Raw genomic sequence first — 23,601 nt, 5'->3', positions numbered from 1 at the left:
CGCGATGACCCAGGAGACCGTCGGCGACATGTCGGCCCTGCTGGAACGTGTGAGCTGCGTGCTGTTCGACTTCGACGGCCCCCTTGCGGACCTCTTCGCCCGCTACCCGGCAGCCGGCGTTGCCGAGACCCTGCGGGTCCGAGCGATGAAACTGGGCGTTCGTTCAGAGGAGCTGAGTGGCGTCAGCGATCCGCTGCGCGTCCTGCGGATTGTGGCGACATGTGATGCCTCCCGTCACGTCACATCGGAGCTGGAGAAGTGCTTGGCCCAGGAGGAGGTGTGTGCCGCGGAGACGGCTCTGCCGACACCGCACGCCGCCCGGCTGGTGAGTACCCTCGCCAAGAGCGGCCGGAAGGTCGCCATCACCACCAACAACTCGGCTGAGGCGGCAAGCGCCTACCTGGACCGAATCGGACTGTTGCGCTACTTCGGCAGACATGTCTACGGGCGGGCGGACGACCCGGGCCTTTTGAAGCCGGATCCCCACTGCTTGATGCGTGCCATGGCTTGCACGGGGGCAGTGCCGGAGAACTGCCTGATGATCGGTGATTCCCCCAGCGACCTCCGAGCCGCCGAACTCGCGGGTGTGCGGTTTCTCGGCTTCGCTCGTGACGAGCCCAAGTCGCATCGGTTGTACGAGGCGGGAGCGAAGCACGTCGTGACGTCATTGGGGCGTCTGTCAGCAGCCGCGGTGCCGGTGTAGGCGAGAGTTCAACTGCGCAGCCAAAGACCGGGTTGTACGCTCGACGGCATGTCGAACGACCGTACCGTCGGTGGAACCAGGCGTGAGTACGAGCGTGTGGCCGATGTGTTGCGTCATGAGATCGAGGGCGGCGCGATCGGGGTGGGCGAGCAACTGCCCACGCATGCGGAGTTAGTGGACCGCTTTGACGTCTCCCGTGCCACCGTCCAGAAGGCGATCAAGGCGCTTGAGGGCAAGGGTTATGTGGAGTCGGCTCTGGGCAAGGGAGTCTTCGCCCGCGACTGGCGGAAGTCCGTCACCGCCCACGCCAACGGGACCGCCGTGCCGGCCGCGGGCGCGGGCAGCATCGAGCTGGACGACGCCATCGCCGAGGCGTTCGAGGCGGAGCACATCACGATCGACGCGTACTGCCTGACGGCGGAGTCACTCAACGCGGCCATCGTGCAGCAGGTCAAACGGATCATCCGCGGGGACATCCGGCCGTCCTCGATCCACCTGCGCCTGCTGCTGCCGCGCACCGACGTGCGACTGGCCATTCCACGCAGCGTCGAGGACCCCGACGACGAGCGTCCCATGGAGCGGCTCAGCAGTCTGTCGGCGGCTCACGTCCGAGCCCTGAGAAACCTGGAGAACCTGGTCGGTCAAGGCGCCGTGTCCGAGGTGACCGTCGAGGTACGACTGGTGCCGGTCACGCCCCTGCACAAGCTCTATCTGATCAACGGCGACATGGCCCTTGACGGCATGTACGTTGTCACCGACAACGTCATCACCATCGGCGATGCGACCATCAAGATCCATGACGTCCTGGGTGTCGGGGCCAAGCTTTACCCGCAGCCGCCGGAACGTGTGGGACTCTCTCAGGAGTGGTTCGACTCTCTGTGGACGAGGCTAGCCAAGCCCGCCTGACATCCGCCGGCATCGAGTGTGTCCTGCTGGACTTCGATGGTCCGATCTGCCGCCTCTTCGCCGGGCATCCCGCCTCTGTGGCCGCCTCACGGCTCAAGGACGCCTCGGGCGCATGCGGCTGCTCCCGCCCGAGCTGCTCGACACGGAGATCTGCACGGGCTGCTGTGGGCGATTACCACGGGCGTCGGCCGCAACGCCTACGAGGTGAGCGCGGAACTGACGGCAAGTCGCGTGAGCTCGGATCCTGGGCTTGACATGACTTCATCCGTTGGGCCTGCGCTTCTTCAGGTTGCACGGAACGGGGCAATCGGGCTGAAGCGCGGTGCTGCCGCGTGAGTATCGAACGCACTGCCGGAGGGCCCAGGCGCGAGTACGAGGTGGCCGATGCACGGCTCACATCACCAGTGACATACAGTGCCCCGGCACCTCCAGCGGCTCGAACCCCACCTTCGCGTACACCCCGTGGGCGTCGTGCGTCGCGAGGAGCACGCGCCGCACGCCCAGGGACTCCAGGTGGTCCCGGGCGGCCGTTGCCAGGGCCGTGGCGAGGCCGCGGCCGCGGGCGGAGGGTGACGTAGACGTCGCAGAGCCAGGCGAAGGTGGCGTGGTCGGTGACGAAGCGGACGCCCCCTGGGCGCCGGAGGCCCTGTCGTAGGCGCCGAAGTTGAGGGAGGCGGCGATAGCGGCGCCGATGCGGGCGGGGTCGGCGGAGATCTCGTACCGGTCGTCGCTCATGGGGCCTGAGGGCAGGGAGGTGCCTTTGTGCAGTACTGCTTATTGGTGCGATGAAGGACTATTAACTGGACCTTGAGGGTGCCGTGGGCCCACGCTCGATGGCATGGGAATTCACGTACCGCTCATCACGCCCTTCGACGAGGCCGGTCGCGTGGACGCCGGCGCGCTGGAGCGGCTGGCGCACGAGGTGGCCGACGGAGGCGTCGCCGGGCTGGTGGCGCTGGGGACGACCGCCGAGGCGGCGATGCTGGACGAGGCCGAGAAGGCGGTCGTCCGGGAGACCGTGGGGCGGGTGTGCCGGGAGCGGGGGCTGCGGTACACCGTGGGCGCCGGGGGGCCGGACACGCGCCGGGCCGCCGCGGAACTCGCGGAGCTGGACGCGGACGCCGCGCTGGTGTCCGTGCCGTCGTACGTCAGGCCCTCGCAGGACGGGGTCGTCGCGCACTTCGAGGCCCTGGCGCGGTCGTCGGCGGTGCCGCTGGTCGTCTACAACATCCCCTACCGCACCGGGCTCGCCCTCACCGCGGACACGGTGCGCGCGATCGCCGCGATCGACGGGGTCGTGGGCTTCAAGCACGCCGTCGGCGGCATCGACCAGGACACCGTCCTGCTGGTCGGCCAGGTACCGCTGTACGCCGGGGACGACGTCTTCGCGCCCGCCCTGCTCGCCCTGGGCGCCCAGGGGGCGATCACGGCCTCCGGGCACCTGGCCACCGAGCGGTGGGTGGAGGAGGCCCGCTCCCACGACGCGGAGCGCGGGCAGGCGCTGGCGAGGCTCGCCGCCGCCCTCTTCGCCGAGCCGAACCCCACGCTGATCAAGGCGGTGCTGCACGTCCAGGGACGCATCCCGACCCCCGACGTGCGGCTGCCGCTGCTGCCCGCCGGGCGACCGTCCCTAGGGACGGCACTCCGGGCACTCGCCGCATCGGGGGATACTCGGGACCGTACGTACGCACTGATCGGAGAGACCGGATGAGGATCGGAATCGTCGGAGCCACCGGCCAGGTCGGCGGTGTCATGCGCAAGGTGCTGGCCGAGCGCGACTTCCCGGTGGAGCAGCTGCGGCTGTTCGCGTCGGCCCGTTCGGCGGGACGTGCCGTGCCGTGGAAGGACGGCGAGGTCACGGTCGAGGACGCGGCCACCGCGGACTACACCGGTCTCGACATCGTGCTGTTCTCGGCGGGCGGCGCCACCTCCAAGGCGCTGGCCCCCGAGGTCGCCGCCGCGGGCGCCGTGGTGATCGACAACTCCTCCGCCTGGCGGATGGACCCCGAGGTCCCGCTGGTCGTCTCCGAGGTCAACCCGCAGGCGATCGCCGACCGCCCCAAGGGCATCATCGCCAACCCCAACTGCACCACCATGGCCGCCATGCCCGTGCTGCGCCCGCTGCACGACGAGGCGGGGCTGACCGCGCTGGTCGCCACCACCTACCAGGCGGTCTCCGGCTCCGGTCTGGCCGGTGTCGCCGAGCTCGACGGCCAGGTGCGCAAGGTCGCCGACCGGGCGACCGAGCTGACCTTCGACGGCGCCGCCGTGGAGTTCCCCGAGCCCGCGGTCTACCAGCGGCCCATCGCGTTCAACGTCGTCCCGCTGGCCGGCAAGATCGTCGACGACGGCCGCTTCGAGACCGACGAGGAGCACAAGCTCCGCAACGAGTCCCGCAAGATCCTGGGCATCCCGGAGCTGAAGGTGTCCGGCACCTGCGTCCGCGTCCCCGTCTTCTCCGGGCACTCGCTGCAGGTCAACGCCCGTTTCGAGCGTCCGCTCAGTGTGGCGCGCGCGTACGAGCTGCTGGGCGCCGCCCCGGGCGTGGAGCTGTCGGAGATCCCGACCCCGCAGCAGGCCGCCGGCAAGGACCCCTCCTACGTCGGCCGGATCCGGGTGGACGAGACCGTCGAGCACGGCCTCGCGCTCTTCCTCTCCAACGACAACCTCCGCAAGGGCGCCGCGCTCAACGCCGTCCAGATCGCGGAACTCGTCGCCGCCGAGCTGCGCGGCTGACCGCTTCTTCCCACGGGTGCCCCGGCGCGGACCGCGCGCCGGGGCACTCGCCGTTCCGCTTGACCCTCACACCGTGTGAGGCGCTGGACTCGGAGACGTCATGTTCGGAATCGGAGACTTCGCCAGGCACGGCCGCGTGTCGGTGCGCATGCTGCGTCACTACGACGCGGTCGGACTGCTGCGCCCCGACCGCGTCGACGCCGCCACCGGCTACCGCTACTACGCCGCCGGGCAGCTCGCCCGGCTCAACCGCGTCATCGCCCTCAAGGACCTCGGCTTCACGCTCGAACAGGTGCGGTCGATCCTCGACGAGGAGGTGAGCGCGGAGCAGCTGCGCGGCATGCTGCGGCTGCGCCGCGCCGAGCTCGCGGCGGCGATGGCCGCGGACGCGGCGCGGCTGGCGGGCGTCGAGGCGAGGCTCCGGACGATCGAGAGCGAGGGACGGATGTCCACCGACGATGTGGTGATCAAGAGGGTGCCCGGGGTGCGGCTCGCGGAGCTGACAGCGACCGCGGAGGGGTTCGAGCCGGCGCAGATCGGGCCCGTCATCCAGCCGCTGTACGACGAGCTGTGCCGGCGGCTGGACGCGGCGGGCGTGCGGCCGGTGGGGCCCGGCGTGGCCTATTACGAGGACGCGGCGGAGGGGAACGGCGCGGTCCTGGTGCACGCGGGGCTGCAGGTAGCGGTCGAGCCGGACGGCCAGTACGACTTCTCGGTCGTCGACCTGCCCGCGATCGAGAGCGCGGCGACGATCGTGCACCGCGGCTCCATGGACGACGTCCTGCGCTCCGAGCAGACGCTGGCCCGCTGGATCGACGCCCACGGCCGCCGCCCCACCGGCTACCCGCGCGAGTTCTACCTGGAGGCCGGCGGGCATCCCGACACCTGGGTGACGGAGCTGCAGCAGCCGCTGGCCACGGGGGCGTGACCGGTCAGCCCATCGGCTTGCCCCGCTGAGCCGCCTCGGCGACCAGTTCGAAGGCCGTCAGGCCGTCCAGGGACTCGCGGATCACGTCCGCGTGCCCGGCGTGCCGGGCGGTCTCCTCGATGAGGTGGAGCAGGATCCAGCGGGCGCTGACCTTCATGCCCGGCGGGTTCCAGGGCGCGTCGGGCAGCGGCACCACGACCTCCAGGTCGGGCAGCGCCAGGACGGCCTCCTCGGTCTCCCGGCCGATCCGCGCGTACTCCTCCAGCCGGCCGGCGAGTGTCTCGCCCTCCAGCAGCCGGAAGCCGTCGAGGTAGTCCGCCTCGGTGCCCTTCTTGTCCTCGTGGCCCAGCAGCAGGCCCTGCACCCAGGACTCCTCGGTCCTGGCGACGTGCTTGACCAGCCCGGCGAGGCTCATCTCGCTGACGCTGGGCCGCGAGGACGCCTGCTCTTCGGTGAGTCCGAGCACCGCCCGGCGTACCCCGCCGCGTTGCGCCTCCAGGTAGGCCAGCAGCGCGTCCCGCTCATTAGTCTCGTTCCGTACCACCGTCGGCATCGCGCGCTCCCCTTGGTCGTGGGCTCGGTCGTGGGCGCCGGTTTCCCTGCGTCCTCGGTGTCTTCGACGTTACGCACCCTTGCGGTCAGTTCCGGTCCGCGATGAGCGGCGAGGAGAAGGCTCCCTCGGACAGGACGGGGACGACGGAGGCCGCGTCGAGTTCGGTGGCGATCACGACGTCCTCGGGGAAGCCGCCGCCGTCGAGTTCGAGCCCGGAGGCGCAGGCCGCCACGGCGGCGGCCGGATCGGGGGTCCCGGCGAAGGCGGCCGCCGCGGCGCGCGCCTCGGGGGAGGGCGTCACCGCGGGGGCGTGCCCCTGCAGCGCGGCGACGACCGCGCCGGCGCCGAGCAGGTCCTCCAGCGAGGGCCGCAGGGCCCCGTCCGGCCGGCGCTCGCCGGCGGCGATCACCGCGACGGGGCGCTCCCGGACGCCGTAGCCGTGCCGCGCGAGCCACGCTCCGACGGCCGTGGCGTTGCGCAGGCAGGCGGCGACCACGGTCGCCGCCTGCCCGGCAGCAGCGGCGATCGTCGATCCGTTGGGCGAGGGCAGCACCAGCCGCGGGGTGTAGGGCGCACGGCGCAGCGCGGCAGGGGACAGCGACCACGGCGAGCGCTCGGACACCTCCCGCCGCCCCACGGCAAGCCGCGCGCCGACCCGCCGGGCGTACGCGGCGGCCGTCGCGTCGCGCCAGGCGTAAGGGTGCACCGCGATGCCCGCCTCCACGGCCACCGTCACCGCCGTGGTGAAGGACAGGACGTCGACGACGACCAGGCACGCCACATGCGCGCCGATCAGCCGGGCGCCTTCCGGCCCCCACTCGAAGCGCACCCCGTGGCCCGTCTGCAGAAACCATTCTTCGCTCATGGGCGAGGACTATGCCGCCGCGGTCCCCTCCTGTACATCGGCGACCACGCAACTGACGTTGTCGGGACCGCCGGCGGCATTGGCCAGCCCGACCAACGTGCGCACCGCCTGGCCGGGTTCGGCTCCCGAGGCGAGCACCCGGCGCAGCTCCTCGTCCGGGACGACGGCGGACAGGCCGTCCGTGCACAGCAGGTAGCGGTCGCCGGGACGCGGGTCGTGCAGCCGCAGGTCGGGCAGGCGCCCGGCGGGGCGGGTGCCCGAGCCCAGCGCCCGTACGAGCAGCGACCGCTGGGGGTGCGAGGCGGCCTCGGACTCGGTCAGCCGGCCCTCGTCCACCATCGACTGCACCATCGTGTGGTCGTGCGTGATGCGGAACAGCTCGCCGTCGCGCAGCAGGTACGCCCGCGAGTCGCCGATGTGGACGAGGGCCAGCCGCTCCCCGGACCACAGCAGCGCGGTGAGTGTGGTGCCCGAGTCCGCGAAGCCGCGCACGGTCTCGTCGGCCCGGTCCAGGGCGTCCTGCAGCAGGTCCAGCAGGCCGCCCTGGGCGGCGCGGGTGTCGAGCTCCTTCAGCGCGTCGACGGCGGCGGCGCCCGCGGGCGCCCCTTCGCCGCCGAAGCCGTCGGCCACCGCCAGCAGTCGGGCGTCGGCGTAGGCGGTGTCCTGATTGCCAGGCCGGACCAGGCCGGCGTCGGAGAGGGCGGCGTAGCGCAGTTCCAGGCAGTGGTTCGCGTCGTTCACGGCGCGGTCCTTCCGGGACAGGTGATCGACGAGGAAGGCGGCCAGATCCCGCCGCGCGCCGTGCGCGGCCTCGGTCTGTGCCCAGTACGCCCGGATCTCCCGCGCGGCGGCGGGCGCGTCCAGTGCGCACACCTCACGTATGCGGGCCAGCGGCATCCCCAGGCGCCGCAGCCACGCCACGAGCCGGGCACGCTCCAGCTGGGCGGGCGCGTAGTGGCGGTAGCCGGTCAGCGGATCGACCCGTGTGGGCGTCAGCAGCCCGAGCTCGTCGTACAGCCGCAGCGCCTTCGGTGACAGCCGGGAAGCCTTCGCGAAGGCCCCGATCGTCAGCGAGTCCATGGCGGGCTCCCTCCCTCGGGCCGGGCACACCGCCCGGCCGCTTCGATGCTGTGGCCTGCCCCAAGGTCAAGGTCAACCGGCTGCCCGGGCCCGGTTCACAAGGCGATCGGCCGGTAGGCGAGGGCGGCGTCGACGATCCGCTCGGGTGTGGCGTCCTCGAGGCCGGCCGGCGGGTGGAAGAGCAGGTCGCAGGCTCTGGGGTGAGGGGTGTTGCAGTCGAAGAGCAGCAGGTGGTGGTCGGTGTCCGCGCCGACCGCGCCGTCCGTGACGCGGCGGACGATCCCGACGAGTTCCTCGCGCGTGACGCCGGCCACCCGCGGCTGGGCGGGCCGGGCGGCCTCCCGGGCGAAGTCCTCCAGGTCGCGCGAGGTGTGGTACCAGGCGAGGTCCGAGGGCAGGTAGTCATGGCCCGTCCGCTCGTTGAAGGCGGACACCGCCTCCTCGAAGGGCCCGCCGGTCCCGGCCAGGCGCGCGACGCACTCGATCTCATGGGCGGGCTCCGCCAGTCGTTCCGGGCTGACGGGCGGCGGTAGGAGTTCGGCACGCAGGTTCACGGCGGCATTATGCGCGCCGGGGCCGACAGCGGGCCGGAGCGGCCCGGGGCCGCGACGCCGGCCGGTCCGCCCCGCCGGACGACCCGGTTCGGGGAACCCGGCTCTGCCCGGTGGGGCGGCCGGCTGGGCCGGGAGGGGGACGTCACATCCCCGTAACGAGACTTTTGCAAGCACCTTGCTTGCAAAAGTTAGCACCGCGCGGCATCCTCGGAGACATGGCTTCACTGAACGTCGGCACCCTCGGTGAGTATCTGCGGGAGCAGCGCCGCAACGCGCAGCTGTCCCTGCGTCAGCTCGCCGACGCCGCCGGGGTGTCCAACCCCTACCTCAGCCAGATCGAGCGCGGGCTGCGCAAGCCCAGCGCCGAGATCCTGCAGCAGCTCGCCAGGGCGCTGCGCATCTCCGCCGAGACCCTGTACGTGCAGGCCGGGATCCTCGACGAGCGGGACCAGGGCGACGGGATGGAGGTGCGGACCGCCATCCTCGCCGACACGGCGATCAACGAGAAGCAGAAGCAAGTCCTCCTGCAGATCTACGAGTCGTTCCGCAAGGAGAACGCCGCAGTGGAGGAAGCTCTTGACGGGCAGCCCGCTGCGCCGCGCGAGCACGTGGCGAAGAAGGCGGCGAAGAAGGCTGTCGCCGTGCTGAAGCCGAACGCGTCCGGACCGGCCGGGCCGGGCAGCGGCGGTGGCGGCGGTGACGCCGCGGCCGCCGGGTGACCGGCCGCGGCCGGCCGCGCGGAACGAGCGACTGAACAGACGTACACGCCACCATCCTCAAACGGGAGAAACCCTCATGGCGATCACCGAAGACATCGTCAAGACCCTCAAGGACCCGACCCCGCTGTACGCGCTGGCCGGGACCGCGGACCTCGCGGCCGAGAAGCTCAAGGAGGTCCCGCCGCTGATCGAGAAGATCCGCGCCGAGGCCCCCGAGCGGATCGAGAAGATCCGCGGCACCGACCCCAAGGCCGTGCAGGAGAAGGTGACCGCACAGGCCAAGGACGCCCAGACCAGGGCGCAGGCAAAGGTCAACGAGCTCCTGGGCACCATCGACGGCGACCTGCGCAAGCTGCGCGACTCCGCGCAGGACTTCGCGCTGCAGCAGGTGGGCCGGGCCGCCGAGTACGCGGTCCGCGCCAAGGAGGCCTACGACGGCCTGGCCGAGCGCGGCAAGGACGCGGTCGCGACCTGGCGCGGCGAGGCCGCCGAGCAGGTCGAGGACATCGCGGTCGCGATCGAGCCGGAGCCCGTCCCGGCGGCGCGGCAGGCGCCGGCCGCGGACAGCAAGCCGGCTCCGGCGCCCTCCCCTGCCCCGGCCCCCGCTTTGGTGCAGGACAGTCAGGCGAAGAAGGCCCCCGCGGCCAAGAAGCCCGCGACGCCGGGCAAGAAGCCCACGACGCCGGGCAAGCCCGCGTCCTGAGCGGCCGGTACATCACGGGCCGGGCACGCGCGGCGTGCCCGGCCCGTTGTGCCGGTACGGTGGGAGCCGATGACGGAGGTGGACGGCAATGCTGGTGCAGGGCTTCTACAACTTTCTGGGCTGGATCTCCATCGCCCTGCTGGTCTTCGCGGTGTTCGCGCTGGTCGACGCGGCCATCCGGCGTGAGGACGCCTACCGGGCGGCGGACAAGAACACCAAGGCCTTCTGGCTGATCATCCTCGCCGTGGCGGCGGCGCTGATCGCGATCCTGCCGATCATGTGGTTCCTGCCGGTCATCGGCCTGATCGCGGTGATCGTCTACACGGTGGACGTGCGTCCGGCCCTCAAGCAGGTGTCGGGTCCGCGGCGGCGCGGCGGAAGCAGCAGCGACGGCCCGTACGGACCGTTCAACCGCTGAGGCGGCGGCCTCCCGGCCGGCGGACCGGCCGGGCCCGCGGATCAGGCGCCGGACTCCAGGAGCATCAGGGCCACGTCGTCCGTCAGCTCCCCACCGTTGAGCTCCCGGACCTCGGTCATGGCCGCGTCCAGCAGCTCCTCGCCGGCGAGTCCGGCGGACAGTTGCCGCGTGACCAGCTCGACCATGCCCTCCTGGCCCAGTCGCTGCGCGCCCAGGCCGATCCGGCCCTCGATCAGCCCGTCGGTGTAGAGCATCAGGCTCCACGCCTCGCCCAGCTCGAAGCGCGCGCCCTCCCAGCAGTCCTTTTGCGGCAGCAGCCCGAGCGCCGGGCCGCCGTGCTCGTACGGCAGCAACTGCGGCGCCATCCCGGACAGCGACAGCAGCGGCGCCGGGTGACCGGCCAGCCAGAGGTCGGCGGCGCGGCCGTCCGGACTGATGTCGACCTGGCAGAGGGTCGCGAAGATCTCGTCGTCGGACCGCTCGTGCTCCAGGACCTGCTGCAGCGTGCCCAGCAGGGCGGCCCCGCACAGTCCGGCCAGCGTCAGCGCGCGCCAGGCGATGCGCAGCTCCACCCCGAGGGCGGCCTCGTCCGGGCCGTGGCCGCAGACGTCGCCGATCATCGCGTGCACGGTGCCGTCCGGGGTGCGGACGGTGTCGTAGAAGTCGCCGCCGAGCAGGGCCCGGCTGCGGCCGGGCCGGTAGCGGGCGGCGAAGCGCAGGTCGGCACCGTGGAGCAGCGGCGTGGGGAGCAGCCCGCGTTCCAGCCGGGAGTTCTCCTGGGCGAGCAGCCGGGTCTCGGTCAGCTGGCGCTGTGCGACGTCGGCGCGCTTGCGCTCCACGGCGTAGCGGATGGCCCGGGTCAGATGGGACGGGTCCAGGTCGGCCGGGGTCAGATGGTCCTGGGCGCCGACGCGGACGGCCTCGGCGGCGCGCTCGGCGTCGGTGTCGGTGCCCGTGGTCAGCACCAGCACGGCCGTGCGGGGGGCGAGCCGCATCAGCTGCCGCAGGCTGTCCAGCCCGTCGGAGGTGCCTTCGGCGGCGTGGGCGGAGAGCTCCAGCAGGATGCAGTTGACATCGTCCCTCAGCAACCGCTCGGTCTCGGTCAGGTTGCGGGCGCGGCGGATGCGCACCCGTGTGCCGGAGACGTCCAGCAGGTCGGGGAGGGTGAAGGCGCCGGCGGGGTCCTCACCGATGACGAGCAGGGTCAGGGCAGGGGAGGTCCGGCCGTCGGCCAAGGGTGATTCCTGGCGCGGCCCCGGCACGGCGGCGTACTGGTCGGTGCGCCGCTCGGTCGCGGACATCGGCGACATCGGACAATTCCTTCCCTCCCCCCGAGGGCAACGTCCCGGAGCGGTCGGATCGGTCGGATCGGTTGCTCAGCTCCGAGCACACTGAAGGGCGACCATAGCGGTAGCGCCCGGCGGCGGGGGAGGCCCTGTTGGTAAACCGCCCGTGTCATATGCGGTGCTGAGCTGCGGATTTCGGACTCGGGGGGACGAGCCGGGCGTGGCCAACATCACGTTTGGCCCGGCGCGCGGTGGCGCGGGCCACGCGGCCGGGGTCACAGGACGCAGGTCACAGCGGTCCGGCGGTCCGGGGTGGCCGCGTCCGCTCATCGGGGGCGCACGACGCCGAGGGCTGGGCGTCGACCCGGCGCCCGCCACCGTGATCCGCCGCCCGGAACGCGACGCGTGGACGGGCTCGGGCGAGCGCGCGCCCCCGGGGCGGTGACGGTGCGCAGCCGCGTCTGCTCACGATCGATGACGCGGGCGAGGACCCGTTCGTGCGCGAAGTCGTAGGCACCTCGGCCCGTACGCCCTGGAGAGTGCGGGGTGGGCCGGGCGTATCGGCGTGCGCGACCGGTACGGGCGGCGGGGAGCGGCAGCGCGGCACGGGCCAGGCAGGCCGTACGCTTCACGCGGGCACCCCCGCAGCATATGTGACGGTTCGTCACATGGTCGTGGGCGGTGCCACGGAAGACGGAATCGGCCAGTGCCGTGAGCCGGTGTCCTTCCCCGGGACCGCGCGCGGGCGATCCGGATCAGCCCGGCGCCGGGGCCAGGGCCTCCCAGCGGACGGTCACCTCGCCCTGGCGCCAGCGGGCCGGGGCGTCGGTGACGGGCCAGCCGCCCGGGCCCGCCAGGCTGCGCACCGCGCGGATCCAGCGCTGCCGGGCGCCCAGGGAGGCGAAGGGCGCGGCGGCCGCCCACGCCCGGTCGAAGTCGGTGAGGAACGCGTGGACCGGCTCGCCCGGCACATTGCGGTGGATCAGCGCCTTGGGCAGCCGCTCCGCCAGGTCGGAGGGGCGCTCCAGCGAGCCGAGCCGGGTGGCGAAGGTCACCGTGCGCGGCCCCTCGGGGCCGAGCGCCACCCACACGTGTCGGCGGCCGATCTCGTCGCAGGTGCCCTCCACCAGCAGCCCGTCCGGCGCGAGCCGGGCCCGCAGCCGCGTCCACACCTCGGCGACCCGCTCCTCGTCGTACTGGCGCAGCACGTTCGCCGCCCGGATCAGGGCCGGCCTGCGGCCGTCGGGGAGGGGCACCTCGAAGCCGCCGTGCGCGAAGGAGAGCCCCTCGCGGGCGTACGGCCGGGCGGCGGCCACCCGGGCCGGGTCGATCTCGATGCCGACGACCTCGGCGTCGGGGCGCGCGGTGCGCAGCCGTCGCAGCAGTTCCAGGGCGGTCCAGGGCGCGGCGCCGTAGCCCAGGTCCACGGCGAGCGGGTCGTCGCTGCGGCGCAGCGCGGGTCCGTGCTGCGCGGCGATCCAGCGGTCCATGCGGCGCAGACGGTTGGGGTTGGTCGTCCCCCGGGTCACCTCACCGACCGGCCGTGTCGCGCGCATGCGTCGAGCCTATGCCGAGCCCACGGCCGTCGGATCCGGGCCCTGCCGACGGTCACGCTTTGGCAAAGCGGAAATGGATCTAGGCCTTCCGCTGGTTGTCAGGGTTGGAGGGTGGTCTCCGCTCGGCCGCCCGTCGAGGAAGTGGAGGACGCGACGTGAGCCAGTACGTGGCGAAGGTCCTGGCCGGTGGTGCCCACCGTCGGCTGCGCCGCCATGCCGGTGGGCGCCGTCCGCGGCGCGTGGCCATGCTCAGCGTGCACACCTCGCCCCTCCACCAGCCCGGCACCGGGGACGCGGGCGGCATGAACGTCTACATCGTCGAGCTGGCGAAGCGGCTCGCGGAGGGCCCCGGCGTGGAGGTGGAGATCTTCACCCGCGCCACCACGGCCGCCCTGCCGCCCATGGTCGAGCTGGCCCCCGGGGTCCTGGTGCGGCACGTGGACGCCGGGCCGTACGAGGGCCTGAACAAGGAGGACCTCCCCGCGCAGCTGTGCGCCTTCACCCACGGCGTGATGCACGCCGAGGCCAGCCACCGCCAGGGCTACTACGACCTGGTGCACTCGCACTACTGGCTCTCCGGCCACGTCGGCTGGCTCGCCGCCGAGCGCTGGGGCGTCCCGCTCGTCCATGCCATGCACACCATGGCCAAGGTGAAGAACGCCGCACTCGCCGACGGCGACACGCCCGAGCCCGCGGCCCGGGTCATCGGCGAGACGCAGATCGTCGACGCCGCCGACCGGCTGATCGCCAACACCGCCGAGGAGTCGGACGAGCTGATCCGGCACTACGAGGCCGACCCCCGCAAGGTCGCCGTCGTCCACCCCGGGGTGAACCTGGAGCGCTTCCGGCCGGACGCCCACGGCGGCCGCGCCGGGGCCCGCGCGCGCCTCGGCCTCCCGCAGGACGCGGTGATCCCGCTCTTCGCCGGCCGGATACAACCCCTCAAGGCGCCGGACATCCTGCTGCGTGCCGCGGCGATCCTGCTCGCGGAGGACCCGTCGCTGCGCGACCGCCTCGTCGTCCCCGTCGTCGGCGGGCCGAGCGGCAGCGGGCTGGCCAAGCCCGAACGCCTGCACAAGCTCGCCGCCCGGCTCGGCATCTCCGACCTTGTGCGCTTCCAGCCCCCGGTCGCCCAGGACCGGCTCGCGGACTGGTACCGGGCCGCGTCCGTGCTGGTCATGCCCTCCTACAGCGAGTCGTTCGGGCTGGTCGCCATAGAGGCGCAGGCCTGCGGCACGCCGGTGGTGGCGGCATCGGTCGGCGGGCTGCCGGTGGCGGTGAAGGACGGCGAGACCGGTTTCCTCGTCACCGGCCACGACCCGGCCGACTACGCGCGCGCCCTGCGCCGCTTCGTGGAGCACCCGCAGCTGGTGCCCGCCATGGGCGCGGCCGCGGCCCGGCGCGCGGAGTGCTTCGGCTGGGACGCGGCGGCCACCAGGACCGCCGAGGTGTACGCGGGTGCGATGGCCGAGCGGCGGCGTCGCCTACGATCGCCGCATGGGTGAGCGGGAGCAGACGGCGGCGCGCGCGGCGGTCGAGCAGGCACTGAAGGACGCGGAACTCGGCTGGGAGACCGGCGCCGGCGGCGAGTACGTCGTCACGCTTCCCGGCACGCGCAAGCTGTCCACCACCGTCGCCCTGGCCGTGGGGCGGCACACCCTCACGGTCAACGCCTTCGTCGTGCGCCGTCCCGACGAGAACCACGAGGCGTTCTACCGCTGGCTCCTGGAGCGCAACACCCGGCTGTACGGGGTGGCCTACGCCATCGACAGGCTCGGCGACGTCTACCTCTGCGGCCGGCTGCCGCTGGTCGCGGTGACGCCCGAGGAGGTCGACCGGCTGCTGGGCGCCGTCGTGGAGAACGCCGACGGCAGCTTCAACACCCTGCTGGAGCTGGGCTTCGCGGACGCGATCCGCAAGGAGCACGCCTGGCGGACCGCGCGCGGCGAATCCACACGCAACCTCGACGCGTTCACACATCTGATCGGCAAGGCGGACACGGGCGCCGAGTAGCGCCGCTGCCGCCCTGTGCCCTCCCGAGGCCTTCCCCGGGTGTCGCCGCACCACGACACCCTCAATGCCCGCCGCACACCTGTACGAGGCGAAGCGCGAACCCTCCCGCTAGCAGTCCGCCGTCGGCTCGGGCTCCGGTATCCGCGCCGGGGCCGGCGGCACCGCGTCCACCTGCGCGGCCTGCGCGCCGCGCTCCCGCAGCAGCAGCCAGTAGCCCGCGCCGGCGACCGTACCGACCACGGCGCAGGCCCCCCACACCACGCCGCCGCCCCACCGGTCCAGCGCCACGCCGCCCAGCAGCGGTCCCGCGAAGGACGCCGCGGGCCAGGCGAGGGAGTACATGCCCTGGTAGCGGCCTCGGGCGTGGGCCGGCGCCAGGTCGGCGACCAGCGACATCGAGGCCGGCGCGTGCAGGATCTCGCCGATCGTCCACACCGCCACCGTCAGCGCGTAGAACGGGACCGAACCGGCGAAGGCGGTGAGCCCGAAGCCCCAGCCCATCAGCAGAGTGCCGGCGGTGAGCAGCGCCGCCACGCTCCGCCGCTCCACGAGCCGGGTGAGCGGGATCTGCAGCAGCACGATCAGCAGGCCGTTGAGCCCGATGACCAGGCCGTACTGGCTCGCGGAGAAGCCCTGGCGGCCCATGTCGACCGAGAGGGTCGTCGAACCCTGCTGGGTGACCGTGCCCAGCAGGAACGTCAGCGCGACGAACGCCATGAACCGCTGGTCGCGCAGGACGACCCCGAGGCCGACGCGCGACTCCCCGCCCGCCGCACCCGTGGCGGCCGCTGCTGCGGGCTCCCCGCCCGGCATCGACTCCGGCACCTTGGCGTAGATCACCAGCGCGCAGAGCACCGTCATGAACGCGTCGCCGAGGAACAGCCACAGATAGCCCTGCGAGGCGATGAGACCGGCCGCCGCCGAGGAGACGGCGAACCCGATGTTGATCGCCCAGTAATTGAGCGAGAACGCCCGCACCCGGTCCGCGGCGGGCACCACGTCCGCCATCATCGCCTGCACCGCGGGCCGCGAGGCGCTGCTCGCCACTCCGATCACCGTGGCCACCGCCGCGATCTGCGCCTGCCCGTCCACGAAGGCCAGCGTCGCCGTGCCGGCGGCGGCGGCGACCTGGGCCAGCAGCATCGTCGAGCGCCGCCCCATCCGGTCGGTCAGCACCCCGCCGACGACCGCGCCGAAGGCGCCGCCCAGGCCGTACAGGGACGCGACGAGACCGGCGTAGGTGGCGGAGTAACCCCGGTCGAGGGTGAGGTAGAGCGCGAGGAAGGTGACGACGAAGCCGCCGAGCCGGTTGACCAGCGTGCTGGTCCACAGCCACCAGAAGGTCCGGGGGAGTCCCGACACGGTCTCCCGTAGGGCACGTCTGACATCGGGCACGGCGGCTGCTCCTCGCGGCGTCGGGGCGCTGTAGGCGTAATGGGCCGGTCTGGCCAGCGCAGCTTACATCCGCCCTCCGGAGGGCACCAAAGGGTTTTCTTTTAGACTCCTTGCCATGGCAGAAGCTCCCTACAAGCTGATCCTCCTCCGCCACGGCGAGAGCGAGTGGAACGCGAAGAACCTCTTCACCGGCTGGGTCGACGTCAACCTCAACGAGAAGGGCGAGAAGGAGGCGGTCCGGGGCGGCGAGCTGCTGAAGGACGCCGGACTCCTCCCCGACGTCGTCCACACCTCCCTCCAGAAGCGCGCGATCCGCACCGCGCAGCTGGCCCTCGAGGCCGCCGACCGGCACTGGATCCCCGTGCACCGCAGCTGGCGCCTGAACGAGCGCCACTACGGAGCCCTCCAGGGCAAGGACAAGGCGCAGACCCTGGCGGAGTTCGGCGAGGAGCAGTTCATGCTCTGGCGCCGCTCCTACGACACCCCGCCGCCGTCGATCGAGGACGGCAGCGAGTTCTCCCAGAGCGACGACCCGCGCTACGCCTCCATCCCGCCGGAGCTGCGCCCGCGCACCGAGTGCCTGAAGGACGTCGTCGTCCGCATGCTGCCCTACTGGTACGACGGCATCGTCCCCGACCTCCTCGCCGGCCGCACCGTCCTGGTCGCCGCCCACGGCAACAGCCTGCGCGCCCTCGTCAAGCACCTCGACGGCATCTCCGACGCCGACATCGCGGGCCTGAACATCCCCACCGGCATCCCGCTCGCCTACGAGCTCGACGCCGACTTCCGCCCGGTCACCCCGGGCGGCCGTTACCTCGACCCCGAGGCGGCCGCGGCGGCGATCGAGGCCGTGAAGAACCAGGGCAAGAAGAAGTAATCCGACGCGACCAAGCCCCCTGCCCGCGGTTTCTCCGCGGGGAGGGGGCTTGTTGCCGCTCCGGGGCCGTCTCTGGGCCGCCAGCCGGTTGATCGGGCCGTGCTCAGTCCGTCGGAAACCCCGGCTCCGGCCGTTCTCTCGTCTCCGCCTGTGCTCCCACCTCGCGGAGGGCCGAGACGGCTGCCGCAGCGTCTTCCTCGGGCACGCCGGCGAGAATCACGGCGGGAACCTGCGTCACCAGAACCTTGCTGTGCCAGAGGCTCAGCCCCTTCAGCCGACGCACGACCTGCGCGACGTCCAGCACGCGGAGGCCCGGATCGGTGAGCACCGCGTGATGAGGAACGTCGTCGCACACAGCAGCCCGGTGAAGGCAGCAAGGAGAACGAGCAGCCGGTAGCGCGAGCCCATCGCGTCAGCCATCGGCGTACACCTCGCCCACGCGAGTTCGCCACCGACGCCCTGGCCGCCGGCCGGGACCCCGACGTGCAGGCGACCTGCGTCCAAGTCGCTGCCACACCGAAGGTCTCCGAGCGCCTGGCCGTCGAGCCGGGAGCTCCCGTGATGACGCCTGGATACGGTAGGCGTCCGCGTCACCCGTGTGTCCGAGGACGTCACGGTAAGGCCGCCCCGCGCGGCAACGCCTCCGGGTGGGGGATCGGCCGGCGCCGGGATGGAGGGGGCGCCGCGTCGCCGACTGCGGGTCCGCAGGTGGCGTGCGTGGGGGGCTCCCATCCCGTCCACCGTCGACCCAGGCAGAGCCGAGCAGACGCGGTCCATGGCGTCCAGGTCGTTCGTACAGTGGCGCGCTCCCCCTGGACCCCCACGCCAGCTCCACGGTGTGTGGGTCGACGGCGGACGGGACGGGAGCTGGGGAGAGTGGCGGGTGAGGAAGTGGGCGGCTGATCAGTCGCGCTTGGGCCAGATCGGACCCTGTTCGGTCCAGATGACGCCCTTGTTGCGGCACAGGCAGAAGGGGTGGCCGATCGGGTCAGTGTAGACCTGCCAGCCGTACCCGTTGGGGCCGATGAAGTCCTGCCTCAGCGTCGCGCCGAGGTCGAGGACGCGGTGCTGCTCGGACTCCATCTCGTCCACTTCGAAGTCGAGGTGGAACTGCTTGGGGTGCTCGCTGTCCGGCCACTGCGGAGCGCGGTAGTCGTCCACCCTGATGAATGCCAGCTCGATCTCGCCGAACTGGATGCCGGCCCAGTTCTCAGAGCTGCCTTCCTTGATCGGACGGCCCGTCACCGCGGAGTAGAAAGCCGCCAGCTTCATCGTGTCCGGGCAATCGATAATAAAATCGGTGAGTCGCAGCATCCCGCGATCTTGTCACAAGCTCACACCCACTCCCAGAGGCAGCCAGGTTTTTACCGCACGTGCCGATCAGCACGATGGCCCCCAGGTCGCCGCGTACCCGCAGGCGCGCAATCACGGACACTCGCGGACCGTCCGCCCAGGTCACGACCGGTTTGCCGCAGGGCACGCAGCCGCTGACATTGCTTCGGGACGAAGAGGCCGTTTCGCCGGGGTGCTCGACATGGCCGGCGAACTTCCCGCCTGCCCCGATTGCGGACAGCCCATGAAGTCTGGCGGCCTGGTGCTCTCCCACCGGGAGGACGATGGCCAGCGGGTCTGTAGGCCGAGGTCGCACGCCTTGAGGCTCATGGCGTCGCCTGGTGGGACGCCTTCCCATGGGATTCGATCGGTGCCTGGTTCGCCGATTCGCAGGGCTCTAGGGTCGTTCCCCGTGACCGACTCCTCCCTCTCCCCGCTCTCGACGGCCAGTGCGTACGACGCCGTCGCCGTCCTCTACGCCGAGCTGTTCCGCGACTCGCTCGGCTCGCTCCCCCTGGACCGCGCGCTGATCGCGGCGTTCGCCGACTCCGTGCGGGCGGCCGGCGGCAGGACCGTCGCCGACCTCGGCTGCGGTCCGGGATACGTCACCGCGCACCTGCGGAGCCTGGGGCTGGACGCGTTCGGCGTCGACCTGTCCCCCGTGATGATCGGCATCGCCCGCGAGGCCCATCCGGAACTGCGCTTCGACGTCGGCTCGATGGACGCCCTCGACGGCGTCGCCGACGGCGAGCTGGACGGCATCCTGTCCTGGTACTCCGTCATCCACACGCATCCGCGCGACCTGCCCCCCTACTTCGCCGAGTTCCGCCGGACGCTGGCCCCGGGCGGTCACCTGCTGCTGGGTTTCTTCGAATCCGGCGGCGGTCCCCTCGACGCGTTCGACCACAAGGTGACGACGGCCTACCGCTGGCCGATCGACGACCTCGCCGCCCTGGCGGTGGCCGCCGGTTTCACCGAGACCGGCCGCATGCTCCGGGAGCCCGGACCGGACGAGCGCTTCCGCAGGGGGCACCTGCTGATGACCCGGGAACGGTAGCCGCCGCGAGCCGATGAGTTTCCGGCGCAAGGGCCGTCCTAACGACGTACGCGCCCATGTGCCAGGAGGAGGCAGCGATGACCACCGACGGATTCACCACGTGCCTGTGGTTCGACGGGAACGCCGAGGAGGCGGCGAACCACTACGTCTCGATCTTCAAGAACTCGGCCATCGGCACGATCGGCCGCTACAACGAGGCCGGGCCCGGCCCCGCGGGGTCCGTGCTGGCCGTGGAGTTCACGGCCAACGGCCAGAAGTTCGTGGCACTCAACGGCGGCCCGCAGTTCACCTTCAACGAGGCGGTCTCGTTCCAGATCCGCTGCGCCGACCAGGCCGAGGTCGACTACTACTGGGAAAAGCTCACCGACGGTGGTGAGGAGGGCCCCTGCGGGTGGCTGAAGGACCGGTTCGGGGTGTCCTGGCAGGTGTTCCCCGAGGTGCTGCTGGAGATGGTCGGGGACGCCGACCCGGAGAAGGCCAGGCGGGCCACGGAGGCGATGCTGTCCATGAAGAAGATGGACCTCGCCGCGCTGCGGCGCGCGTACGACGGCGAGTGACCGGGGGTCATGGCGTCGGGGGCCCGTCCGGAGAGTCCGGACGGGCCCCCGAGCGTGACGAACGCGGGTGGCGTGGAGTCGGTGGAGTCAGCAACTGCCGCCGCAGCGGCAGGGCGCTCCGGACTGGCAGCCGCAGCCGCAGCCCGATCCGCAGCCGCACGCTCCGAGCAGCGGCAGTTCACGAATGCCGACGGACTGCGGGGTCCCCTCGGGGGACGGCTGGTCGCGGGCGGTGGGCGATGTGGGGGACTCGGGCATGGTTACCCTCCTCTGCCGTTGGTGACGGCTGCCTGCATGCCTGCCAACCAGTGAACGGCACTGCCCACCGGCGCATCAACGGCGCGCGGAAGCGTTCTGCCCCGAAAGGCGCACCCGCCCCGCGCGCCGCCCCGCGCCGTACGGCTGTCGCCGGCGTTAGTCCGCCGGCAGCGGGGTGGGGGGCGGGCTCAGCTCGTCCGCGTGCTCGCCCGTGACGAGGTAGACGACACGCTTGGCGACCGAGACCGCGTGGTCGGCGAAGCGCTCGTAGTAGCGGCCGACGAGCGTGACGTCCACGGCCGTCTCGATGCCGTGCTTCCAGCGGTCGTCGAGCAGGTGCTGGAAGAGCGTGCGGTGCAGTTCGTCCATGCGGTCGTCGTCCGCCTCCAGCTGCAGCGCGTCGTCGACGTCCTTGGTGACGATGACCTCGGCCGCCTTGGCCATCAGGCGCTGCGCCAGCTGGCCCATCTCCAGGATCGTGCTGTGCAGGTCGCGCGGGACGGCGGTGTTGGGGAAGCGCAGCCGTGCGAGTTTCGCCACATGCCGGGCGAGGTCGCCGGAGCGCTCCAGGTCCGCGCTCATGCGCAGGCTGGTGACGACGATCCGCAGGTCGGTCGCGACGGGCTGCTGACGGGCGAGCAGGGTGATGGCCCGGTTCTCCAGCTCGCGCTGGAGGTCGTCCACCTTCTCGTCGGCGGCGATCACGCTCTCCGCGAGCTTGAGGTCGGCATCGAGCAGCGCCGTGGTGGCCCGCCCGATCGCGGAGCCGACCAGCCTGGCCATCTCGACCAGGCCGTCACCGATCGAGTCCAGTTCCTCATGATATGCGTCGCGCATCGCGTTCCTTTCCTTGCCGCTTCAGCCGTTCGAAAAGAGGATTGTCCTCCCACGCTGACACGCTCCCCAACCTCGCGCGCACACGCGTACCGCTCGAGCATCCGGAATGAACCGGTGCTGACACCACGGTGAACTCTTGGCAACGCGCGTTCGAGAAGACGCTCCGACGGCTGTGGGCCACTCATTCCGTCCCCCTAACCTGGGGGTATGGACGTGAACGCGGCAGTCGCCGCAGCCAGTGCGATCGCCGGGCTCTGCACCGGTGTGATCGCTGTGCTCGCGTTCCGCTGGAGCGAACGGGAACAGGCCCGCCCCACACGCACATCCCTGCGGCCGGACGCCGCAGCCGTACTTCCGCCGGGCGTGGACACCGTGCTGTCCGTGCTGCGCTCGTCGGCCGTCGTCCTCGACGAGGGCGACGCGGTGGTCAAGGCCAGCTCGGCGGCGTATGCCCTCGGACTGGTCCGTGGCGGAAGGCTCGCCGTCGACCAGATGCTGCAGATGGCCCGGGAGACCCGGCGGGACGGCGAGATACGGCAGGTCGAACTGGACCTGCCCCGCCGGGGCGCCGGCCGCGGCGAGGGCCTGGCGGTCTCCGCCCGGGTGGCACCCCTGGGCTCGCGCCTGGTGCTGCTCCTGGTGGAGGACCTGACCGACGCCCGGCGCATCGAGGCGGTAAGGCGCGACTTCGTCGCCAACGTCAGCCATGAGCTCAAGACCCCGGTCGGGGCGCTGTCGCTGCTCTCCGAGGCGGTGATGGACGCCAGCGACGACCCGGAGGCGGTCGAGCGCTTCGCGGGCCGGATGCAGATCGAGGCCGCCCGGCTGACCAGCCTGGTCCAGGAGATCATCGACCTCTCCCGGGTCCAGGACGACAACCCCCTCGACGACGCCGAGCCGGTCGCCGTCGACGACCTCGTCGCCGAGGCGGTCGACCGCTGCCGCCATCCGGCGAACGCCAAGCAGATCACCATGGCCACCAGTGGCGCCCCCGACCTGTACATCTGGGGCAACCGGGGCCAGCTCGCGGCCGCGCTCGGCAACCTCGTCGAGAACGCGGTCAACTACAGCCCGGCCCGCACCCGTGTGGGTATCGCGGGCCGCAGGGTCGCCGCACCCGGTGGCGGGGGCCCCGCCCAGGCCGGAGGCTCTGGGGGACTGATCGAGATCTCCGTGACCGACCAGGGAATCGGGATCTCCGAAAAGGACCGGGACCGCATCTTCGAGCGGTTCTACCGGGTCGACCCGGCGCGTTCGCGCGCCACCGGCGGCACCGGCCTCGGTCTGTCCATCGTCAAGCACGTGGCCGCCTCCCACGGCGGGGAGGCCACGGTGTGGAGCGCCGAAGGCCAGGGCTCCACCTTCACTCTGCGGCTGCCCGAAGCCGCGGCGACCCGGGACGGCCGGGACCGCTCCACCGCCGTGGCGGCGGAGGACTCCGGCCCCGGGCCCGGCTCCGGCTCTTCCTCCTCCGCCCTCTACGAGACGTTTCCCGATCACATCCCCGCTCCGGAGGTCCTTCCGTGACCCGAGTACTCGTCGTCGAGGACGAAGAGTCCTTCAGTGATGCCCTGTCGTACATGCTCCGCAAGGAGGGCTTCGAGGTCGCCATCGCGGTGACCGGCCCCGACGGACTGGACGAGTTCGAGCGCAACGGCGCCGACCTGGTCCTGCTCGACCTGATGCTGCCGGGTCTGCCCGGCACCGAGGTCTGCCGCCAGCTGCGGCTGAAGTCCAACGTCCCGGTGATCATGGTCACCGCCAAGGACAGCGAGATCGACAAGGTCGTCGGTCTCGAAATAGGAGCGGACGACTACGTCACCAAGCCCTTCTCCTCCCGCGAGCTGGTCGCCCGTATCCGGGCCGTCCTGCGCCGCCGCGGCGAGCCCGAGGAGATCTCGCCCACCGCCCTCGAGGCCGGGCCGGTCCGCATGGACGTCGACCGGCACGTCGTCACGGTGGGCGGCGGCAAGGTCGACCTGCCGCTGAAGGAGTTCGACCTCCTGGAGATGCTGCTGCGCAACGCGGGCCGTGTCCTCACCCGCATGCAGCTCATCGACCGGGTCTGGGGCGCCGACTACGTCGGCGACACCAAGACCCTCGACGTCCACGTCAAGCGGCTCCGCGCCAAGATCGAGCCGGACCCGGGTGCGCCGCGCTACCTGGTGACGGTCCGCGGCCTGGGCTACAAGTTCGAGCCGTAAACCGGCCGCCGCCAGTGACGCCGGACGGAGTCCGGCTCAGCGCTGCGAAGCCGGTGAGGCCCTC

At 72.0% G+C, this 23,601-nt stretch carries 26 protein-coding genes and 1 pseudogene; 15 read left to right on the top strand and 12 right to left on the bottom strand.

Features of this window, described 5'->3' with window-relative positions:
* Nucleotides 1-4: 4 nt before the first annotated feature.
* Both ACRWNP_RS17120 and ACRWNP_RS17115 read left to right on the top strand, forming a co-directional pair.
* Entirely contained in the window at nt 5-703 is a 699-nt protein-coding gene (locus tag ACRWNP_RS17120) for an HAD family hydrolase (protein ID WP_431962116.1), read from the top strand.
* A 48-nt stretch (nt 704-751) separates the two neighbouring features.
* Entirely contained in the window at nt 752-1,609 is an 858-nt protein-coding gene (locus ACRWNP_RS17115) for a GntR family transcriptional regulator (RefSeq protein WP_431962114.1), read from the top strand.
* Nucleotides 1,610-2,002: 393 nt separating this feature from the next.
* On the opposite strand, the pseudogene ACRWNP_RS17110 reads toward ACRWNP_RS17115, so the two are convergent.
* A pseudogene (locus ACRWNP_RS17110) lies at nt 2,003-2,344 on the bottom strand (GNAT family N-acetyltransferase).
* 103 nt (nt 2,345-2,447) lie between these two features.
* Here ACRWNP_RS17110 and ACRWNP_RS17105 point away from each other — a divergent pair.
* The 3 genes from ACRWNP_RS17105 (at nt 2,448) to ACRWNP_RS17095 (ending at nt 5,273) form a co-directional block, all read left to right on the top strand.
* Entirely contained in the window at nt 2,448-3,320 is an 873-nt protein-coding gene (locus ACRWNP_RS17105; RefSeq protein WP_431962112.1) for a dihydrodipicolinate synthase family protein, read from the top strand.
* Nucleotides 3,317-4,345: an aspartate-semialdehyde dehydrogenase gene (locus ACRWNP_RS17100; protein ID WP_431962110.1), complete on the top strand. Its 1,029-nt coding sequence runs from the start codon at nt 3,317-3,319 to the stop codon at nt 4,343-4,345. The genes ACRWNP_RS17105 and ACRWNP_RS17100 overlap by 4 nt, the downstream gene beginning before the upstream one ends.
* Before the next feature lie 100 nt (nt 4,346-4,445).
* Nucleotides 4,446-5,273 (top strand): MerR family transcriptional regulator, encoded by an 828-nt coding sequence (locus ACRWNP_RS17095; protein WP_431962108.1) that lies wholly within the window; start codon nt 4,446-4,448, stop codon nt 5,271-5,273.
* 4 nt (nt 5,274-5,277) lie between these two features.
* Here the strand turns inward: ACRWNP_RS17095 and ACRWNP_RS17090 are convergent, their stop codons facing one another.
* From ACRWNP_RS17090 to ACRWNP_RS17075, 4 genes are all read right to left on the bottom strand, one after another.
* Complete coding sequence (locus tag ACRWNP_RS17090) at nt 5,278-5,826, bottom strand: DinB family protein (protein WP_431962106.1); 549 nt, start codon at nt 5,824-5,826, stop codon at nt 5,278-5,280.
* Nucleotides 5,827-5,911: 85 nt separating this feature from the next.
* Nucleotides 5,912-6,691, bottom strand: coding sequence for a 2-phosphosulfolactate phosphatase (locus ACRWNP_RS17085; RefSeq protein ID WP_431962104.1), 780 nt, complete (start codon nt 6,689-6,691; stop codon nt 5,912-5,914).
* A gap of 9 nt (nt 6,692-6,700) precedes the next feature.
* The gene (locus ACRWNP_RS17080) at nt 6,701-7,771 is read right to left on the bottom strand and encodes a MerR family transcriptional regulator (protein WP_431962102.1); all 1,071 of its coding nucleotides are present in this window, start codon (nt 7,769-7,771) and stop codon (nt 6,701-6,703) included.
* A 95-nt stretch (nt 7,772-7,866) separates the two neighbouring features.
* On the bottom strand, nt 7,867-8,325 hold the full coding sequence (locus ACRWNP_RS17075; RefSeq protein ID WP_431962100.1) for a hypothetical protein: 459 nt from the start codon (nt 8,323-8,325) through the stop codon (nt 7,867-7,869).
* 215 nt (nt 8,326-8,540) lie between these two features.
* On the opposite strand from ACRWNP_RS17075, the gene ACRWNP_RS17070 reads away from it, so the two are divergent.
* From ACRWNP_RS17070 to ACRWNP_RS17060, 3 genes are all read left to right on the top strand, one after another.
* Entirely contained in the window at nt 8,541-9,044 is a 504-nt protein-coding gene (locus tag ACRWNP_RS17070; RefSeq protein WP_431962098.1) for a helix-turn-helix domain-containing protein, read from the top strand.
* Between the two features lie 76 nt (nt 9,045-9,120).
* Nucleotides 9,121-9,747, top strand: a complete 627-nt coding sequence (locus tag ACRWNP_RS17065; protein ID WP_431962096.1) for a hypothetical protein — start codon at nt 9,121-9,123, stop codon at nt 9,745-9,747.
* 88 nt (nt 9,748-9,835) lie between these two features.
* Nucleotides 9,836-10,165 (top strand): DUF2516 family protein, encoded by a 330-nt coding sequence (locus tag ACRWNP_RS17060; RefSeq protein WP_431962095.1) that lies wholly within the window; start codon nt 9,836-9,838, stop codon nt 10,163-10,165.
* Nucleotides 10,166-10,206: 41 nt separating this feature from the next.
* Here the strand turns inward: ACRWNP_RS17060 and ACRWNP_RS17055 are convergent, their stop codons facing one another.
* Nucleotides 10,207-11,475, bottom strand: coding sequence for a PP2C family protein-serine/threonine phosphatase (locus tag ACRWNP_RS17055; protein ID WP_431962094.1), 1,269 nt, complete (start codon nt 11,473-11,475; stop codon nt 10,207-10,209).
* A 731-nt stretch (nt 11,476-12,206) separates the two neighbouring features.
* A complete protein-coding gene (locus ACRWNP_RS17050; RefSeq protein WP_431962093.1) occupies nt 12,207-13,007 on the bottom strand; it encodes a class I SAM-dependent methyltransferase in 801 nt (266 codons plus the stop codon).
* Nucleotides 13,008-13,162: 155 nt separating this feature from the next.
* Between ACRWNP_RS17050 and mshA the strand changes: the two genes are divergently transcribed.
* A complete protein-coding gene (gene mshA, locus ACRWNP_RS17045) occupies nt 13,163-14,512 on the top strand; it encodes a D-inositol-3-phosphate glycosyltransferase (RefSeq protein ID WP_431962092.1) in 1,350 nt (449 codons plus the stop codon).
* A complete protein-coding gene (locus ACRWNP_RS17040; protein WP_431962091.1) occupies nt 14,505-15,020 on the top strand; it encodes a YbjN domain-containing protein in 516 nt (171 codons plus the stop codon). Before mshA ends, ACRWNP_RS17040 begins: the two co-directional genes overlap by 8 nt.
* 108 nt (nt 15,021-15,128) lie before the next feature.
* On the opposite strand, the gene ACRWNP_RS17035 is transcribed toward ACRWNP_RS17040, so the two are convergent.
* Nucleotides 15,129-16,415: an MDR family MFS transporter gene (locus ACRWNP_RS17035; protein ID WP_431962090.1), complete on the bottom strand. Its 1,287-nt coding sequence runs from the start codon at nt 16,413-16,415 to the stop codon at nt 15,129-15,131.
* Between the two features lie 115 nt (nt 16,416-16,530).
* Between ACRWNP_RS17035 and ACRWNP_RS17030 the strand changes: the two genes are divergently transcribed.
* Nucleotides 16,531-17,292, top strand: a complete 762-nt coding sequence (locus ACRWNP_RS17030; RefSeq protein ID WP_431962089.1) for a phosphoglyceromutase — start codon at nt 16,531-16,533, stop codon at nt 17,290-17,292.
* A 103-nt stretch (nt 17,293-17,395) separates the two neighbouring features.
* On the opposite strand, the gene ACRWNP_RS17025 is transcribed toward ACRWNP_RS17030, so the two are convergent.
* Nucleotides 17,396-17,647, bottom strand: coding sequence for a ribosomal protein L7/L12 (locus tag ACRWNP_RS17025; protein ID WP_431962088.1), 252 nt, complete (start codon nt 17,645-17,647; stop codon nt 17,396-17,398).
* 548 nt (nt 17,648-18,195) lie between these two features.
* Entirely contained in the window at nt 18,196-18,606 is a 411-nt protein-coding gene (locus ACRWNP_RS17020) for a VOC family protein (RefSeq protein WP_431962087.1), read from the bottom strand.
* A 430-nt stretch (nt 18,607-19,036) separates the two neighbouring features.
* Here ACRWNP_RS17020 and ACRWNP_RS17015 point away from each other — a divergent pair, with 430 nt between their 5' ends.
* Both ACRWNP_RS17015 and ACRWNP_RS17010 read left to right on the top strand, forming a co-directional pair.
* Nucleotides 19,037-19,681, top strand: coding sequence for a class I SAM-dependent methyltransferase (locus tag ACRWNP_RS17015; RefSeq protein ID WP_431962086.1), 645 nt, complete (start codon nt 19,037-19,039; stop codon nt 19,679-19,681).
* A gap of 77 nt (nt 19,682-19,758) precedes the next feature.
* Nucleotides 19,759-20,238, top strand: coding sequence for a VOC family protein (locus ACRWNP_RS17010; protein WP_431962085.1), 480 nt, complete (start codon nt 19,759-19,761; stop codon nt 20,236-20,238).
* Nucleotides 20,239-20,325: 87 nt separating this feature from the next.
* On the opposite strand, the gene ACRWNP_RS17005 is transcribed toward ACRWNP_RS17010, so the two are convergent.
* The gene (locus ACRWNP_RS17005; protein ID WP_431962084.1) at nt 20,326-20,496 is read right to left on the bottom strand and encodes a hypothetical protein; all 171 of its coding nucleotides are present in this window, start codon (nt 20,494-20,496) and stop codon (nt 20,326-20,328) included.
* Nucleotides 20,497-20,652: 156 nt separating this feature from the next.
* A complete protein-coding gene (gene phoU / locus ACRWNP_RS17000) occupies nt 20,653-21,333 on the bottom strand; it encodes a phosphate signaling complex protein PhoU (protein ID WP_431962083.1) in 681 nt (226 codons plus the stop codon).
* 207 nt (nt 21,334-21,540) lie between these two features.
* Between phoU and ACRWNP_RS16995 the strand changes: the two genes are divergently transcribed.
* Nucleotides 21,541-22,860, top strand: a complete 1,320-nt coding sequence (locus ACRWNP_RS16995; protein WP_431962082.1) for a sensor histidine kinase — start codon at nt 21,541-21,543, stop codon at nt 22,858-22,860.
* Complete coding sequence (locus ACRWNP_RS16990; RefSeq protein WP_431962081.1) at nt 22,857-23,537, top strand: winged helix-turn-helix domain-containing protein; 681 nt, start codon at nt 22,857-22,859, stop codon at nt 23,535-23,537. Before ACRWNP_RS16995 ends, ACRWNP_RS16990 begins: the two co-directional genes overlap by 4 nt.
* The last annotated feature ends 64 nt before the right edge of the window (nt 23,538-23,601 follow it).

Origin of the sequence: Actinacidiphila sp. bgisy160 (genome assembly GCF_965342435.1) — a bacterium.
In the GTDB taxonomy this organism is placed as follows: Bacteria; Actinomycetota; Actinomycetes; order Streptomycetales; family Streptomycetaceae; genus Actinacidiphila.
This window is presented reverse-complemented; position numbering and strand designations above follow the sequence as displayed.